This window comes from Marinactinospora endophytica (assembly GCF_054780875.1).
In genome coordinates, this window is record NZ_BAAGVM010000004.1 from 368,871 (window position 1) to 383,274 (window position 14,404).

Below are 14,404 nucleotides of genomic sequence, written 5' to 3' on the forward strand. Positions count from 1 at the left end.
GCGGAGCGGGGCCGGTCAGGCGTCCTGGTGCTGTGCCCGGGCCGTGCGGGAGTCGGAGCCGAGCCCCCGCGGGCTGGTCAGGAAGCCGCTTCCCCAGGACATGTGCATGGTGACCAGCGCCACGGGGACGCACAGGCGCCCCTTGAGGCCCAGCCCCGACCCGAGCGGGACGGAGACCGCGGCGATGGCGACCAGGTAGGCGGCCGGGACGAGCCAGGCCGGCCAGAACAGGAAACCCCCGAGCAGGCCCGCGGCGAAGGCCACGACCGCCGTCGGCGGGGCGAGATAGCGCAGGTTGATCGTGCCCTTGTGCTGCCGGGCCACCACACGCCGCCAGCGACCGTAGTGGAAGTACTGCTTGGCCAGGGCCTTGGCGTTGGGGCGCGGCCGGTAGGACACCCGCATGCGCGGCTGGAACCACACGGTTCCGCCGGTCTGGCGGATGCGGTGGTTCATCTCCCAGTCCTGGGCGCGCAGGAACGCCTCGTCGTAGCCGCCGACCCGGTCCAGGGCGGAACGGCGGAACACCCCGAGGTAGACGGTGTCGGCGGGGCCCCCCTCGCCCCCCGTGTGGAAGCGCGCGTTGCCGACACCGACCTTGGAGGTCATGGCCTTGGCGACGGCCTGCTCCCAAGGGGTCTCCCCCTCGGCCGCCATGATCCCGCCGACGTTGTCGGCCCCGGTCTGCTCCAGGGTCTCCACGGCCACGCGCAGGTAGTCCGCGGGCATCATGGCGTGGCCGTCCACACGTGCCACGATCCCGTGCGAGGAGGCGGCGATCGCGGCATTGAGGCCGGCCGGGGTGCGCCCGGTGGGGTTGGGGACCACCTTGACCCTGGGGTCCTCCGCCGCGAGGGCGTCGGCGACCTCCTGGGTGCGGTCCTTCGACGGTCCCACCGCGAGCACGACCTCCATGTCGCCGGGATAGTCCTGGCTGAGGACGTGGCGCACGGCGGCGGCGAGGTGGCGTTCCTCGTTGAGGATGGGCATTACAACCGATACGGCCGGCCAGGTCACGGGCATGTCCAAGAAAAGGTGGTGGAGAACGAATCGGGGGACCGCGCGATGGCGCGCGTGGGCAACGCTACTGCACGGGTCGAAAGCCGCGTCACGCCAAGGGACACGGCCGTTGTGCGGCGGCGCCGCGCCCCTCCATTGTGCGCCGCCCGGCCTGGATTGACCAATCGGGAACCGGGGCGCGGGGCCACGGTCCCCCGTCGCTCGTCCGTGTCCGGCCATCGCGGCCACCACGCCGGCCCTTGAACCGTCGGAGGGGTACGGACGCCACGCCCGGGCGTGGCGTCCCGGGACCGGTGGGTGGATTCCTGACACCCTAGGGGACATTCAGGTGGAAGGGGGACGGTCGATGGGACGGGGGCTCATCCGGTGAACGGCGACACAGGGAGAAACGGGCGGGGCTCCTCTCCGGAGTTCCGCCGTGTCCGGTCGGGCCCGACCCCGCCGGGCGGAACGTCCGGCGCGTCCCCGCGGCGCCCCTTCGCCCTTCCGAGCAGGCGGGCCCGGCGTAAACGGGCCGGGCTGCTGCTGGCGGGCACCATGTCCGTCGTCGTGCTGCTCGCCTCGGGGACCGCGTGGGCCCTCACCAGTTGGGTCTCGGGGCGACTCAACCGGTTCGACGTGTTCGCGGGCCTCGGGGGCGACCGTCCGGCCGCGGGGGCCACCGGCGCGCTGGACTTCCTCGTCATCGGCTCCGACAGCCGTGGCGAGCTCGACCGCGGGGCACAGGCCGAACTCGGGGTCGGCAACGCGGCCGGACAGCGTTCCGACACGATGATGCTGGTGCACGTCAACGAGGACCGGGACCAGATCACCGTCATCGGCATTCCGCGCGACTCGTGGGTGCGCGTCCCCGGACACGGGGAGGCCAAGATCAACGCGGCCTACGCCTACGGCGGCCCCCAGCTCGCCATCCAGACCGTGGAGTCGACCACGGGCGTGCGCATCGACCACTACGTCGAGGTCGACTTCGCCGGCTTCGTCGATGTCGTGGACGCGCTCGGGGGCATCGAGGTGTGCCTGGAGGAGCCCATCTACGACGAAAAGGCCCACCTGAACATGGGCGCGGGAACCCACCACGTGGACGGCACCGAGGCCCTGGCGTTCGCCCGGACCCGCAAGACCGTGGACGGCGACCTCGACCGCATCGACCGGCAGCAGCAGGTGATGGCCGCGCTTCTCGACAAGGCGCTCGACTCCGACACCCTCGGCAACCCCGACAAGCTCACCCGCTTCCTGGACACCGCGCTCGGGTCGGTCACCGTTGACGAGGGACTGGACACCGCGGCCATCAACCAGCTGGCCGCCCAGCTGCGCTCGATCAAACTGGACGACGTCGCCTTCACCCAGGTCCCGGTCTCCTCCATGGACTTTCGGACGCCCAACGGCGAGACCGCGGTGACCTGGAACAGCGAGGCCGCCGAGGAGCTGTTCGACAAGGTCGCGGCGGATGAGCCGCTGACCGGCAAGGACGGTGAGGAGGAGCCCGCGCGCTCCGAGTCCCGGCCGGGACCGACTCCGCAGGAGGTCACTCTTGAGGTGTTCAACGGGGCCGGCGCCCCCGGTCTGGGCGCGCGGGCGGCCGCCGACCTGGCCGGGGCCGGCTTCCAGGTACCGGAGCAGGCGAGCAACTGGCCCTCGTTGGGGGTCACCCAGACCCTGGTCCGCCACGCGCCGGAGCAGGCCGACGCCGCGGCCCTCGTCGCCGCGGCGATCCCCGGGGCCGTCCTGGAGGAGGACACGTCGCTGTCCGAACGGGTCCAGGTCGTGGTCGGCTCCGGCTACGGCGGCGTCGACGCGCCGGCCGACACCGCCGTCGCGGAGCCCGCGGCCGCAAGCGGTGTCGGGGCGGGCGGACGTGACATGGTGCACACCTCGACCGCGCAGGAGAACATCTGTGCCTGAGGGAGCGTGAGGGACGGCCCACGTTAGCCCCGTGGTCCGAGTGGTAATACCACGGGCAACCGCTTGTTCCGGGAGGACGCCGTGTTGCGCCATCTGCTCGGTCTGCCGATCGGGCTCCTTGTCACCCCACTGCTGTGGGCCGGCACCGCGTGGTCGGCCGCGACGATCGAGGCACGCATGGGGGACATCGACCCCGGGGACCCCACGCTGCTCACCGCGGTCGCCGCCGTGATGGCGATCGGCCTGGTCTGCGGGGTCCTGGCCGGTTCCCGGGTCTCCCCCCTGGCGGCCTTCGTCTCGGGCGGCGCACTGCTGGCCGTGGGGCTGTGGCCGCTGCTCGATCCCGGTTCGTTGGCGTCGGCCCTGCCCTCGTGGATCGCGCCCGGTTCGCTGTTCCACCCCCTGGGTCCCGCCCTGCCGCTGAACCTCGCCCTGGGGACGCTGCTGTTCATCTCCTCGCTCACGCCGTCGCGCTGGCGTTCGCGTCCGCGCGCCGACGGGCCCCGTCCCGGGGCGGAGCCCCGGATCGCCGCCGCGCCGCCCGTGGCCGGCCCGCTTCCCGCGGACGACGACTCCAGCCGCACCACCACCCCCTTCCGGCGGGGTGAGAACGGCTTCGAGACCACGACCTGGGGTTCTCCCGATCCCGGGGACCAGACCCGGGTGTTGCGCGACGACCGCTGATCCGCGTCGGCGGCGGTGAGTTCCGTGCCGCGGCGTCCGACACGGGGATCGGCGCGCCCGTCGTGGAGCACCACGTGTCCGGGCGGCGTCCTCTCCCACCGGGTTCCCCACCCCCTCCCACCCGGACAACCCGGGCAGACGAGGGGCCCACCGCGCCCCGGGGCGCGGTGGTCGGACTCCCCGCCGTCTCCGAGCCCTCCCACCGTTGTCCGACCACTGGAACACGCCTCTGGCGCGGGTTCCGTCGCAGGTAGGCGTCCTGCGACTAGAGTCGGATCGCGTCCTCCCAACAGGGACGACGAAGGGGGTTTGGCATGTCGGACGGGCTACGGCACCTCATCGGAGCAGGGGTCGGTCTGGTCGCTGCACCGGTCTCGGTGTTCGCGCTGGGCTGGGGGGCTGACTCTCTGCGCGCGGCGATGATGGCGCTCCACGTGGATCCCGGGCTTTACCTGCCCGGACTGGCCTCGGTGTTCATCCTGGGACTGCTCCTCGGACCTCTCGCGGGGTCGAGAATGTCACCGCTGGCCTCGCTGCTTCCCGGTGTCACGCTGACGGCGCTGGGGCTGTTCGCGCTCTCACCGGTGTTCGCCGAGCTGGCGACCGGCCTCACCCCGCTGGGGCGGCTGGGCGGCGGCGCGGTGGTCTACCTGCTGCTGGGCGGACTGCTGATCGCCGCCTCGGTTCCCGCATCGCGGTGGCGGCCGGCGGCGCGCCGGACGGCCGAGGCCGTTCCCGAGACCGTCATGGAGCGTCCCGCCGAGCGTCCCGCCGACCCGTGGACGCCCCCGCCCCCCACCTGGGACCGCTGGGAGACGGACGAGGGGGTCCGGGTGATCCCGCCCTCGCCGCACACCGGGCCACGTCCACCGGCGGGGCCGGAGCCCCGCGCGGCACGTCCCCGGGAAATGCGGCAGCCACCGCACCCTCGGCACGGCGGCCACGACACGCCGCCTGCGTGGGGGCAGCGTCCGGCCACCTCGCACGAACCGACGCACCGGCGTCCGCCTGACGTCCCGCACCTGTACGGGACCGGGCCGCTGCCCGCGAACGCCGCGCCGGCTCCGCAGAGGCCACGGCACTTCGCCGGCACCGAGCCGTTCGCGCAGGCCGCGCCGACCATCCCGCAACCGGCTCCGCGGATGACGCCCGCCACGGCGCCCGCGCCCCGTGAGACGCCCCACTTCCACAACACCGGGCCCGCGCCCCGCGCGCCGCAGACCGCGCCGCCGCCCGCGGGGCCGCCTTCGGCGCCCCGCGAGTTCCAGCACCGTTACGGAGGCCCGGCTCCCCGGATGACCGAGCCCGTGCAGTGGCCGCCGCCCCGGGAACCCGATGAGGAGGACTACCCCTACAGCGGTCCGCCATCGCGTTGGTGACCGGCTCCACCGCGGCTTCCACGACGCCCATCCGCACTCGGCGCGGGTGGGCGTCGTGCTGAACTGCGAGGGAATGCGAGGGAAGAGGGAACCGTGTAACGGCCCCCCGCATACGTACCATCTCAAAAAGTCACATAAGATGCGGCCGTTCTGCTTTAGGGCAGGGTTGAGGTGGTGTTAGGGCCGAGTTCGGCAATGTCTCATTGAGGAACGCTGGTTCGGGTCCCTTCCCCTACCGCACCATGGACGGCAAGAACAGACGGGTGCGTGTCGCCACGTTCCGCCACATCGCGCCATGGTCGTCCGGCGTCGATGACCTCCCGCGCATCTCACCGCCCGTGTCGGCCGGGAAGCACACTGTGACACGTCTTGGCCGACTGTAGGAAGGACAAACCATTGGTCGGACAACAGCGCCTGAAGATCTCGGTGATCGGTACCGGTTACCTGGGCGCCACGCACGCCGCGTGTATGGCCGAACTGGGTTTCGACGTGCTCGGCATCGACGTCGACCAGGCCAAGGTCGACTCCCTGTCGTCTGGCCGGCTCCCCTTCTTCGAGCCGGGGCTGGAGGAGGTGCTGGCTCGCAACCTGGCCGCCGGGCGGCTGCGCTTCACCACCGACTACGCCGAGGTCGCCGAATTCGCCGACGTCCACTTCATCTGCGTGGGCACCCCTCAGCGCGCCGACTCCAACGCCGCCGACCTGTCCTACCTCGACGCCGCCGTCGACGCGCTCGCGCCGTTGCTGTCGCGCCCGACCGTCGTCATCGGCAAGTCCACCGTTCCCGTCGGGACCGCCGCGCGGCTGGCCGCCCGCCTGGCCGGCACCGCCCCCGCGGGTGCCGACGTCGAGCTCGCCTGGAGCCCGGAATTCCTCCGGGAGGGCTACGGCGTCGAGGACACCCTGCGTCCCAACCGCATCGTCATCGGCACCGCCCCCGGATCACGGCGGGCCGAGGCCGTGATGCGCGAGGTCTGCGCCGAGCAGATCGCCGCGGGGATCCCGTTCCTCACCACCGACCTGGAGACCGCCGAGCTGGTCAAGGTGTCGGCCAACGCCTTCCTCGCCACCAAGATCTCCTTCATCAACGCGATGGCCGAGGTCTGCGAGGTCGCGGGCGCCGACGTCATCAAGCTCGCCGAGGCGCTGTCCCACGACGACCGCATCGGCGGCAAGTTCCTCGGTCCGGGCCTCGGCTTCGGAGGCGGCTGCCTCCCCAAGGACATCCGCGCGTTCATGGCGCGCGCCGACGAGCTCGGGGTGGAGCCGGCCCTGTCCTTCCTGCGCGAGGTCGACGCCATCAACCAGCGTCGCCGGGCGCGCACGATCGACATCGCCCGCGGTCTCATCGGCGGCAGCTTCAGCGGACGGACCGTGGGGGTGCTGGGCGCCGCCTTCAAACCCAACTCCGACGACATCCGCGACTCTCCCGCGCTCGACGTCGCCGCGACCATCAGTTCGCTGGGCGCGCGCGTCACGGTCTATGACCCCGAGGCCCTGGAGAACGCCCGCCGCGCCCACCCCGGCCTCGGCTACGCCACCTCGATGCTGGAGGCCGTGCGCGACGCCGAGGTCGTCCTCCTGCTGACCGAGTGGGCGGAGTTCCGCGACGCCGACCCCGACGAGCTGGCGAAGGTCGTCGCCCAGCCCCGGATCGTGGACGGCCGCAACGCGCTGGACCCCGAACAGTGGCGGGAACGCGGCTGGACCTACCGCGCCCTGGGCCGCCCCTAGGTTCTCCGGCCTCCCCTCCCGGCGCGGCGGGACCACCACGGCGACGAGTAGGGTGCGCACATGCACGACATCGACGACGAGGTCATCCGCCGCCTGCTGGAGCAGTCCAGGGTCTGGGCGGTCGTCGGGTTGGGCGCCAACCCCGACCGCCCGGCCTACCGGGTCGCCCGCTTCCTCCAGGACCAGGGCAAGCGCATCGTCCCGGTCCACCCCACGGCGCAGACCGTGCACGGGGAGACGGTCTACCGCTCTCTCGCCGACATCCCCTTCCCCGTGGACGTGGTGGACGTGTTCCGCCGTTCCGAGGACGCCGGGGCGGTCGCCGACGAGGCGCTGCTCCGCGACGACGTGCGTGCCGTGTGGTTCCAGCTCGGTGTGGTCGACGAGGACGCCGCGCAGCAGGTCCGCGCGGCCGGCCGGGTCATGGTCATGGACCGCTGTCCCGCCATCGAATGGCCCCGCCTGCTGAGCTGAGGTAACGCCGGTCGACACCGATTCCCTCACCCCCCTCGGGGGTAGGGGAGGCGTATGCGACGTCCACGACTGGCCCTGCTGCGCGGCCGGACCCAGAAGACACGGGATGCCGGTGGGCCGGGGCCCATGCCCGACGACCTCGGGCTGGCGGCCGACCGCCGGAGGTTGGCCGACCGCAACGGCTGGCTCTACACGGAGCACGACCAGCGGATCATCCACGGCTGGCCGCGGCCGGTGCTGCCTCCCGGCCGCATCGGCGGGGTCCGCAACGTCCTGTCGGGCTCCTACCGGGGCTCGGAGTTCACCGTGTTCGACTACTTCCATGTTCCCTCGGGAACGCACCAGTGGGAGACGCTCACGGTCCACACGATGGCGCTGCCGGCGGAGGTCCCCTACGTCGAGATCAGCGATCCCGAAGGCGGCGCGCACGACCTCTACGCCCAAAGCCCCGAACCGCGCTTCCCCGTGGAACTGCTCTCCGACGAGGTGCGCGAGACGATCCGCAGGCACGCCTTCACCGCCTTCGTCCTCGACGGTGACCTGCTGATCTGCACCTCGTCGGGCGGCGGCCCCGAAGACGTCGAGGCGAAACTCGACGCGATGGCCGACCTGCTCAGCGAGGTCTCCGGTGACCTGTGGACCCGCTGGGACGGCGTGCCGGCCCGTTGAGCCCGCCGCCCGCCTCACGGAGGCGGGCGGCGGAACCGTCAGCGGGCGACGCCGAACCCGATGGCGGAAGAGGTCCCCTCGGCGACCTGGCGGCGCAGACGCTCCCCCTTCGCCTGGGCCTGCTTCTTCAGATCGGCCTGGAACTCCTCCATCCTGGCGCGCAGCGCGTCGTCGTGGGCGGCGAGCATGCGGACGGCGAGCAGCCCGGCGTTACGGGCCGCGCCGACCGCGACGGTGGCCACCGGAACCCCCGCCGGCATCTGCACGATCGACAGGAGCGAGTCCATGCCGTCCAGGTACTTCAGGGGGACCGGGACGCCGATGACCGGCAGCGGGGTCACCGAGGCCAGCATCCCGGGCAGGTGCGCGGCGCCCCCGGCCCCGGCGATGACCACCTTGAGCCCCCGCTCGGCGGCCCGGGTCCCGTAGTCGATCATCTCGTGGGGCATCCGGTGGGCGGAGACGACGTCGGCCTCGTAGGGAACGTCGAACTCCTCCAGTGCCTTCGCCGCCTCCTGCATGAACGGCCAGTCGGAATCACTGCCCATCACGATGCCGACGATCGGGGCTGTCTGGGTCACTGTTGGTCTCCCTTGAGGTAGCTGGCCGCGTCACGGGCACGGGCGAGGAGGTCCTCGTAGTCGTCGCCGAGCACCGTGACGTGCCCGATCTTGCGACCGGGTCGGACCTCCTTACCGTAGAAGTGGATCTTCACCCCGGGGTCCTTGGCCATGACATGGACGTAGCGCCGGTAGACGTCGGGGTCGGCGCCGCCCAGCAGGTTGGCCATCACGGTGTAGGGGGCGGTGGCGCCGGGGGCACCCAGCGGCAGGTCCAGCACCGCGCGCAGGTGCTGCTCGAACTGGGAGGTCCGGGCGCCCTCGATGGTCCAGTGGCCGGAGTTGTGCGGACGCATCGCCAGCTCGTTGACGACGACGCCCGACTCGGTCTCGAACAGCTCCACGGCCAGCATTCCGACCACGCCCAGCGCGTGGGCGATCTCGATGGCGAGCTCCTGGATCCGCACCGCCCGCTCCTCGTCGAGGCCCGGGGCCGGTGCGATGACCTCGTGGCAGATGCCGTCGCGCTGCACCGTCTCGACCACGGGGTAGGCGGCGACCTGTCCGTAGGGGGAGCGCGCGACCTGGACGGCGAGCTCGCGGGTGAACACGACCTTCTCCTCCACGAGCATCGGGACGCCCGCCCGCGCCGCGCCGTCGAGGACCTCGCGCGCCTCCTCGCCGCTTCCGGCGACCCATACGCCCTTGCCGTCGTAGCCGCCGCGCGCGGCCTTGAGGACGACGGGCCAGCCGGTGACGGCGGCGAACTCGTCGACGTCGGCGGCGGTCGCGACGCCACGCCAGCGCGGGCAGGGGGCACCCAGCTCCGTCATACGAGCGCGCATGAGGAGTTTGTCCTGGGCGTAGCGGAGCGCGTCGGGGCCCGGGCGCAGGACGGTTCCGGCCTTCTCCAGCTCGCGCAGGACCGGTTCGGGCACATGCTCGTGGTCGAAGGTGATGACGTCGCAGGACTTGGCGAAGGCCGACAGGTCGGATGGGGATCGGTCGTCACCGAGCTGGACGTCGCCACAGATCAGTGCGGCACTGTCGGAGGGAGAGTCGGCCAGAACCCGGAATCCCACCCCGAGGGCGATCGCGGCCTGGTGCGTCATCCGGGCCAGTTGCCCGCCTCCCACCATGCCAACGGAGGGGACGGACCGATTACGCTCACTCACACTGCCTCAACTCTTGACGGGATGTGGGTTTCGACGTCGCCAGGCGTGGCTCTCATGGAATTCTAGTGACCCACCTGCGAGAGGATCGGAACGGCTCTTGAGTATCGTCCGGGCGCTCTACCAGCGCTTCTCCCACCTGATCCACGAGGTCGCCAAGTTCGGCACCGTGGGCGCCGTGGCCTACGTGGTGCAGCTGACGGCCACGAACACGTTCTGGTGGTTCCTGGGCATGTCCGAGCTGGCCGGGCAGGCGCTGGGCACGCTCATCGCCACCGTGGTCGCCTTCCTGGGCAACCGGTTCTGGACGTTCGGCCACCGTGCGCGCAGCGGCCTGGGGCGCGAGTACGCGCTGTTCTTCCTGTTGAACGCCGTCGGTCTGGTGATCCAGCTGCTCTGCCTGGAATTCACCGTGTCGGTGCTCGGCCTGGACGGCCCGCTCGCCCGCAACATCGCGGGCAACGTCGTCGGCGTCGGCCTGGGGTCCCTGTTCCGCTTCTGGTCCTACCGCAAGTGGGTCTTCCGCGAGGCGGAGCCCGCCGGCCTCCCCGAACCGACCACCCCGCGGCGCGAGGGACGGATCTGAACGGGCCCGTGCCCTACCCCCGCCACACCAGGTCCGATCCAACCGGACACGAAACCACGGACAGGGTGTGAAGTAAGGGAAGTATGCCGGTTATGGGACTTGCGCATTTTTGGTCAACCCTCAGTCAAGCGGCGCGCATAATAGGGAAAACCCTCCGGCCCAACCTACGATCAGGGGCATGACCTGCGTTTTGCTGGCCGAAGACGACACCTCGATCTCCGAGCCACTCGCCCGCGCGCTTCGCCGGGAAGGGTACTCGGTCGACGTCACCGTCGACGGCGTGGAGACTCTCGAACGCGCCCGCGCGGGAGACGTGGACCTGATCGTGCTCGATCTGGGACTGCCGGAAATGGACGGTCTCGAAGTGGCGCGACGGCTGCGCTCCGAAGGACACGGGACGCCCATCCTGATCCTGACCGCCCGCGCCGACGAGGTGGACACCGTCGTGGGGCTCGACGCGGGCGCCGACGACTACGTCACCAAACCGTTCCGCCTGGCCGAACTCCTCGCCCGGGTCCGCGCGCTCCTGCGCAGGGGCGGCGCCGAGGTCCCGGTCGTCCACGGCGTGCGCATCGACAACGACTCCCGCCGCGCGTGGCTGGGCGACCGCGAACTCCAACTCACCACCAAGGAGTTCGACCTGCTGCGGGTTCTGGTCCGGGACGCGGGCAAGGTCGTCACCCGCGAGCAGATCATGCGCGAGGTGTGGGACACCAACTGGTGGGGATCGACCAAGACCCTGGACATGCACATCTCCTGGCTGCGCCGCAAGCTCGGCGACGACGCCAACCAGCCCTCCTACATCACCACCGTCCGAGGCGTGGGGTTCCGGTTCGAACGGGAGTGACGGGGATCCGCGGCCCGGAGCCCCGACACGCCGGTACCGGCCGCGGCGCGGACGAGGGGTGATATGCGCAGGCGGATGCTGTTCTCCACGCTGGTGGTCGCCGTCATCGCGGTGATGCTCCTGGGACTGCCGCTGGGCGCGTTGGCCTACCAGTCGGTCTACAGCGAAAGCCTCAGCCAGCTCAGGCGCGAAGCCGACGTCATCGCCGCCGAGACCGACGCGCAACTGGAGAACGAGGGGCGTGTCGACACCGAGCACTTCGCCGAGGTCTATCCCGGGCGCCGCATCGAGATCACTCCCCCCAACGGCCGGACGGTGGTCACCGGCGGCTGGGACTACACCCCCGGAGACGCCAGCGCCGGAACCGCCCTGGAGGCCACCGCGACCTCCCGCGGCAACGTCCGGGTCGACATCTGGCGCGACACCAGCGACGTGCGCGACAGCATCATCAGCGCCTGGGTGGGCATCGCCTCGCTCTCCCTCCTGGCCATCGGCGTGGCCGTGGGCCTGGCCATCCTCCAGGCCCGACGGCTGACCCTGCCGCTGGTGGACCTCGCCGCCACCGCCGAACGACTGGGATCGGGGGTGACCACCCCCTGGGGTCACCGTTACGGAATCCCCGAGGCCGACCGGGTGGCCGAGGTCCTGGACCGCAGCGCCGAACGGATCGCCAGCCTCATCTCCACCGAACGCCACTTCGCCACCGACGCCTCCCACCAGCTGCGCACCCCCCTCACGGCACTGTCGATGCGCCTGGAGGAGATCATCGCCGAAGCCGACGACCCGCAGGTCGTGCGCGAGGAGGGTCAGGCCGCGCTCGCCCAGACCGAACGGCTCGTGGGCATCGTGGAGAGCCTGCTGGGGCGCGCCCGCAAGAGCCAGAACCCCGAGGTCGAACCGGTCCGCATCGACGACGTGATCGAGCAGTTCGTCGACGAGTGGAGCCCGATGTTCACCCAGGCCGGAAGGGAGCTGCGGCTCACCGGGACCCCCGGTCTGACCGCGCTGACCGTCCCCACCGACCTGACGCAGATCCTGGCGACGCTGGTGGAGAACGCCTTCAAGCACGGCGCGGGAACGGTCACCATCCGACGGGTGGAGACGGGCCAGTCGGTACGGGTCGAGGTCACCGACGAGGGCGAGGGGATTCCCGAGGAGCTGGCGCCGCGCATCTTCGAACGTGAGGTCAGCGGCGGCGACGGCACGGGGCTGGGCCTGGCGCTGGCCCGCCACATCGCGGAGTCGGAGGGCGCGCGGGTGGAACTCGTCCAGGCCAGGCCGACGACGTTCGCGGTCTTCCTGCCCTCCAGCGCCGGCGGACTGGTCCGGACGACCGGTCCGGTCTAGGGCGTACCGGCGAGGCGGGCCGTGCGGTGCGCCGGAGCCGCGAGGCGCGGGAGCGCGACCGGCAGCGGTGGACGGCGCATCGGCGGCCAGCGGCCATGGCCCACTCGCCGGCGCCCCGCACACCCCGGGCCACCGGCGAAGCGGCCGGACCGTGAGGGACCGGCCGGCCCCTCACGCGAACGGACGGCCGGCCGCCGGAGTCCCCCGAGGGATCCGGCGGCAGCGGACTCAGTGTCCTCGTTGGATCCATTCGTGCAGGTGGGGCGCTTCGGCTCCGATGGTGGTGGAGGCGCCGTGACCGGTGAGGACGAGGGTCTCCTCGGGCAGGGTGAGGAGACGGCCGCGGATGGAGTCGATGATGGTGGGGAAGTCGGAGTAGGAGCGGCCGGTGGCCCCCGGGCCGCCGCTGAACAGGGTGTCGCCACTGAACAGCACGCCGAGCTCGGGCGCGTACAGGCACACCGCGCCGGGCGCGTGCCCCGGGGTGGCGATGACCTGGAGTTCCACACCGCCGGCCTGCAACCGCTCCCCGTCCAGCAACGGCGCGTCGGGCTCGCGTCCGGGGTGGACCATCCGCCACAGCGGAGCGTCGTCGGGGTGGAGCAGGATCGGGGCGTCGGCCAGGTCCGCGAGGTCGGCGGCGGCATTGACGTGGTCGTTGTGGGCGTGGGTGCACAGGATCGCCATCAGCTCGCGGTCGCCCAACGCCCGCGCGATCGCCTCGTGGTCGTGGGCGGCGTCGATGACGATCGCCTTCCGTTCGTCCCCGACGATCCAGACGTTGTTGTCGACCTCCCAGGAACCACCGTCCAGTTCGAAGGTGCCCGATGTGACCAGACGGTCGACAGGGTCGGGAAGGTTCTCCGTCATCACAGCATCACGACCGATCGCAGTACCTCGCCGCGCTCCATCCGCGCGAACGCCTCCTCCACATCCTCCAACCCGATCCGCTCTGACACGAACCCTTCCAAATCCAACCGCCCCTGCGCAAACAAATCCACCAACATCGGGAAATCACGCGATGGCAGGCAGTCCCCGTACCACGACGACTTCAACGCCCCGCCGCGGCCGAACACCTCCCCCAACGGCAGCTCCACCCGCATCTCCGGCGTCGGCACCCCCACCAGCACCACCGTCCCCGCCAGATCACGCGCGTAGAACGCCTGCTCATAGGTCTCCGGGCGGCCCACCGCCTCGATCACCACGTCAGCCCCGAACCCCCCTGTCAGCTCCCGCACGGCCGCCACCACGTCCACCTCGGCCGCGTTCACCGTGTCCGTCGCCCCGAACCGGCGCGCCCACTCCAGCTTGCGCGCAGACACGTCCACCGCGATGATCCGTCCCGCACCCGCCAACCGGGCCCCCACGATCGCCGCGTCGCCCACGCCTCCGCACCCGATCACCGCGACGCTGTCCCCCCGCGTCACCCCACCGGTGTTCACCGCCGCGCCGATCCCGGCCATCACCCCGCACCCCAGCAGCCCCGCCACCGCCGGGTCCACCCGCGCCACCCGCGTGCACTGGCCCGCCGCCACCAGCGTCTTCTCCACGAACGCGCCGATCCCCAGTGCCGGGCTCAACGCCGTCCCATCGGCCAACCTCATCGGCTGGGAGGCGTTGGCGGTGTCGAAGCAGTACCACGGCCGTCCCCGCCGGCACGCCCGGCACCGCCCGCACACCGCACGCCAGTTCAACACCACGAAATCGCCCGGGGCCACCTCATCGACCCCCTCCCCCACCGCCTCGACCACTCCGGCCGCCTCATGGCCCAGCAGGAACGGGAACTCGTCGTTGATGCCGCCCTCCCGGTAGTGCAGGTCGGTGTGGCACACCCCGCACGCGGCCACCGTCACCACCGCCTCACCCGGCCCCGGATCCGGCACCACCACCGTCTCCACCCCCACCGGCGCCCCCTTGCCCCGCGCCACAACGCCCTTCACCTCGTACGGCATGACGAACCTCCCGGATCGGCGAGTGTGTACGTTCCCAACATGCCGGATCAGACGCCGGCGTGGAAGCTCATCGCACGG

General features: G+C 71.6%; 14 protein-coding genes. 9 read left to right on the forward strand and 5 right to left on the reverse strand.

The window, feature by feature from the left end:
* Positions 1-15: 15 nt before the first annotated feature.
* Positions 16-1,017: a glycosyltransferase family 2 protein gene (locus tag ACYVHU_RS10350; RefSeq protein ID WP_078761729.1), complete on the reverse strand. Its 1,002-nt coding sequence runs from the start codon at positions 1,015-1,017 to the stop codon at positions 16-18.
* Positions 1,018-1,557: 540 nt separating this feature from the next.
* Here ACYVHU_RS10350 and ACYVHU_RS10355 point away from each other — a divergent pair.
* From ACYVHU_RS10355 to ACYVHU_RS10380, 6 genes are all read left to right on the forward strand, one after another.
* On the forward strand, positions 1,558-2,922 hold the full coding sequence (locus ACYVHU_RS10355; RefSeq protein WP_235000929.1) for an LCP family protein: 1,365 nt from the start codon (positions 1,558-1,560) through the stop codon (positions 2,920-2,922).
* Positions 2,923-2,985: 63 nt separating this feature from the next.
* Positions 2,986-3,606 carry a hypothetical protein gene (locus ACYVHU_RS10360; RefSeq protein ID WP_498948198.1) on the forward strand — a complete coding sequence of 207 codons (621 nt, stop codon included), beginning with the start codon at positions 2,986-2,988 and terminating at the stop codon, positions 3,604-3,606.
* A gap of 314 nt (positions 3,607-3,920) precedes the next feature.
* Positions 3,921-4,985, forward strand: a complete 1,065-nt coding sequence (locus ACYVHU_RS10365) for a hypothetical protein (RefSeq protein ID WP_078761649.1) — start codon at positions 3,921-3,923, stop codon at positions 4,983-4,985.
* Positions 4,986-5,399: 414 nt separating this feature from the next.
* Complete coding sequence (locus tag ACYVHU_RS10370; protein WP_394330051.1) at positions 5,400-6,719, forward strand: UDP-glucose dehydrogenase family protein; 1,320 nt, start codon at positions 5,400-5,402, stop codon at positions 6,717-6,719.
* 60 nt (positions 6,720-6,779) lie between these two features.
* Positions 6,780-7,193: a CoA-binding protein gene (locus ACYVHU_RS10375; RefSeq protein ID WP_078761651.1), complete on the forward strand. Its 414-nt coding sequence runs from the start codon at positions 6,780-6,782 to the stop codon at positions 7,191-7,193.
* Between the two features lie 54 nt (positions 7,194-7,247).
* Complete coding sequence (locus ACYVHU_RS10380; protein WP_235000931.1) at positions 7,248-7,862, forward strand: type III secretion system chaperone family protein; 615 nt, start codon at positions 7,248-7,250, stop codon at positions 7,860-7,862.
* A 38-nt stretch (positions 7,863-7,900) separates the two neighbouring features.
* On the opposite strand, the gene purE is transcribed toward ACYVHU_RS10380, so the two are convergent.
* On the reverse strand, positions 7,901-8,443 hold the full coding sequence (gene purE / locus ACYVHU_RS10385) for a 5-(carboxyamino)imidazole ribonucleotide mutase (protein WP_078761652.1): 543 nt from the start codon (positions 8,441-8,443) through the stop codon (positions 7,901-7,903).
* Positions 8,440-9,597, reverse strand: coding sequence for a 5-(carboxyamino)imidazole ribonucleotide synthase (locus ACYVHU_RS10390; RefSeq protein WP_078761653.1), 1,158 nt, complete (start codon positions 9,595-9,597; stop codon positions 8,440-8,442). Before ACYVHU_RS10390 ends, purE begins: the two co-directional genes overlap by 4 nt.
* Before the next feature lie 97 nt (positions 9,598-9,694).
* On the opposite strand from ACYVHU_RS10390, the gene ACYVHU_RS10395 reads away from it, so the two are divergent.
* From ACYVHU_RS10395 to ACYVHU_RS10405, 3 genes are all read left to right on the forward strand, one after another.
* Positions 9,695-10,180, forward strand: a complete 486-nt coding sequence (locus ACYVHU_RS10395; RefSeq protein ID WP_235000932.1) for a GtrA family protein — start codon at positions 9,695-9,697, stop codon at positions 10,178-10,180.
* A gap of 178 nt (positions 10,181-10,358) precedes the next feature.
* Positions 10,359-11,027 carry a response regulator transcription factor gene (locus ACYVHU_RS10400; RefSeq protein WP_078761655.1) on the forward strand — a complete coding sequence of 223 codons (669 nt, stop codon included), beginning with the start codon at positions 10,359-10,361 and terminating at the stop codon, positions 11,025-11,027.
* A gap of 63 nt (positions 11,028-11,090) precedes the next feature.
* Entirely contained in the window at positions 11,091-12,374 is a 1,284-nt protein-coding gene (locus ACYVHU_RS10405) for a sensor histidine kinase (RefSeq protein WP_078761656.1), read from the forward strand.
* Positions 12,375-12,602: 228 nt separating this feature from the next.
* On the opposite strand, the gene ACYVHU_RS10410 is transcribed toward ACYVHU_RS10405, so the two are convergent.
* Both ACYVHU_RS10410 and ACYVHU_RS10415 read right to left on the reverse strand, forming a co-directional pair.
* A complete protein-coding gene (locus tag ACYVHU_RS10410; RefSeq protein WP_078761731.1) occupies positions 12,603-13,244 on the reverse strand; it encodes an MBL fold metallo-hydrolase in 642 nt (213 codons plus the stop codon).
* On the reverse strand, positions 13,244-14,326 hold the full coding sequence (locus ACYVHU_RS10415; RefSeq protein ID WP_078761657.1) for an S-(hydroxymethyl)mycothiol dehydrogenase: 1,083 nt from the start codon (positions 14,324-14,326) through the stop codon (positions 13,244-13,246). The genes ACYVHU_RS10410 and ACYVHU_RS10415 overlap by 1 nt, the downstream gene beginning before the upstream one ends.
* Positions 14,327-14,404 lie beyond the last annotated feature (78 nt).

What these genes read in the sequence shown, in the direction of transcription:
- ACYVHU_RS10355 (WP_235000929.1), top strand. Translation starts at nt 1,558, where the DNA reads ATGTCCGTCGTCGTGCTGCTCGCCTCGGGGACCGCGTGGGCCCTCACC.
- ACYVHU_RS10365 (WP_078761649.1), top strand. Translation starts at nt 3,921, where the DNA reads ATGTCGGACGGGCTACGGCACCTCATCGGAGCAGGGGTCGGTCTGGTC.
- ACYVHU_RS10375 (WP_078761651.1), top strand. Translation starts at nt 6,780, where the DNA reads ATGCACGACATCGACGACGAGGTCATCCGCCGCCTGCTGGAGCAGTCC.
- ACYVHU_RS10380 (WP_235000931.1), top strand. Translation starts at nt 7,248, where the DNA reads ATGCGACGTCCACGACTGGCCCTGCTGCGCGGCCGGACCCAGAAGACA.
- ACYVHU_RS10400 (WP_078761655.1), top strand. Translation starts at nt 10,359, where the DNA reads ATGACCTGCGTTTTGCTGGCCGAAGACGACACCTCGATCTCCGAGCCA.
- ACYVHU_RS10405 (WP_078761656.1), top strand. Translation starts at nt 11,091, where the DNA reads ATGCGCAGGCGGATGCTGTTCTCCACGCTGGTGGTCGCCGTCATCGCG.
- ACYVHU_RS10410 (WP_078761731.1), bottom strand. Translation starts at nt 13,244, where the DNA reads ATGACGGAGAACCTTCCCGACCCTGTCGACCGTCTGGTCACATCGGGC.
- ACYVHU_RS10415 (WP_078761657.1), bottom strand. Translation starts at nt 14,326, where the DNA reads ATGCCGTACGAGGTGAAGGGCGTTGTGGCGCGGGGCAAGGGGGCGCCG.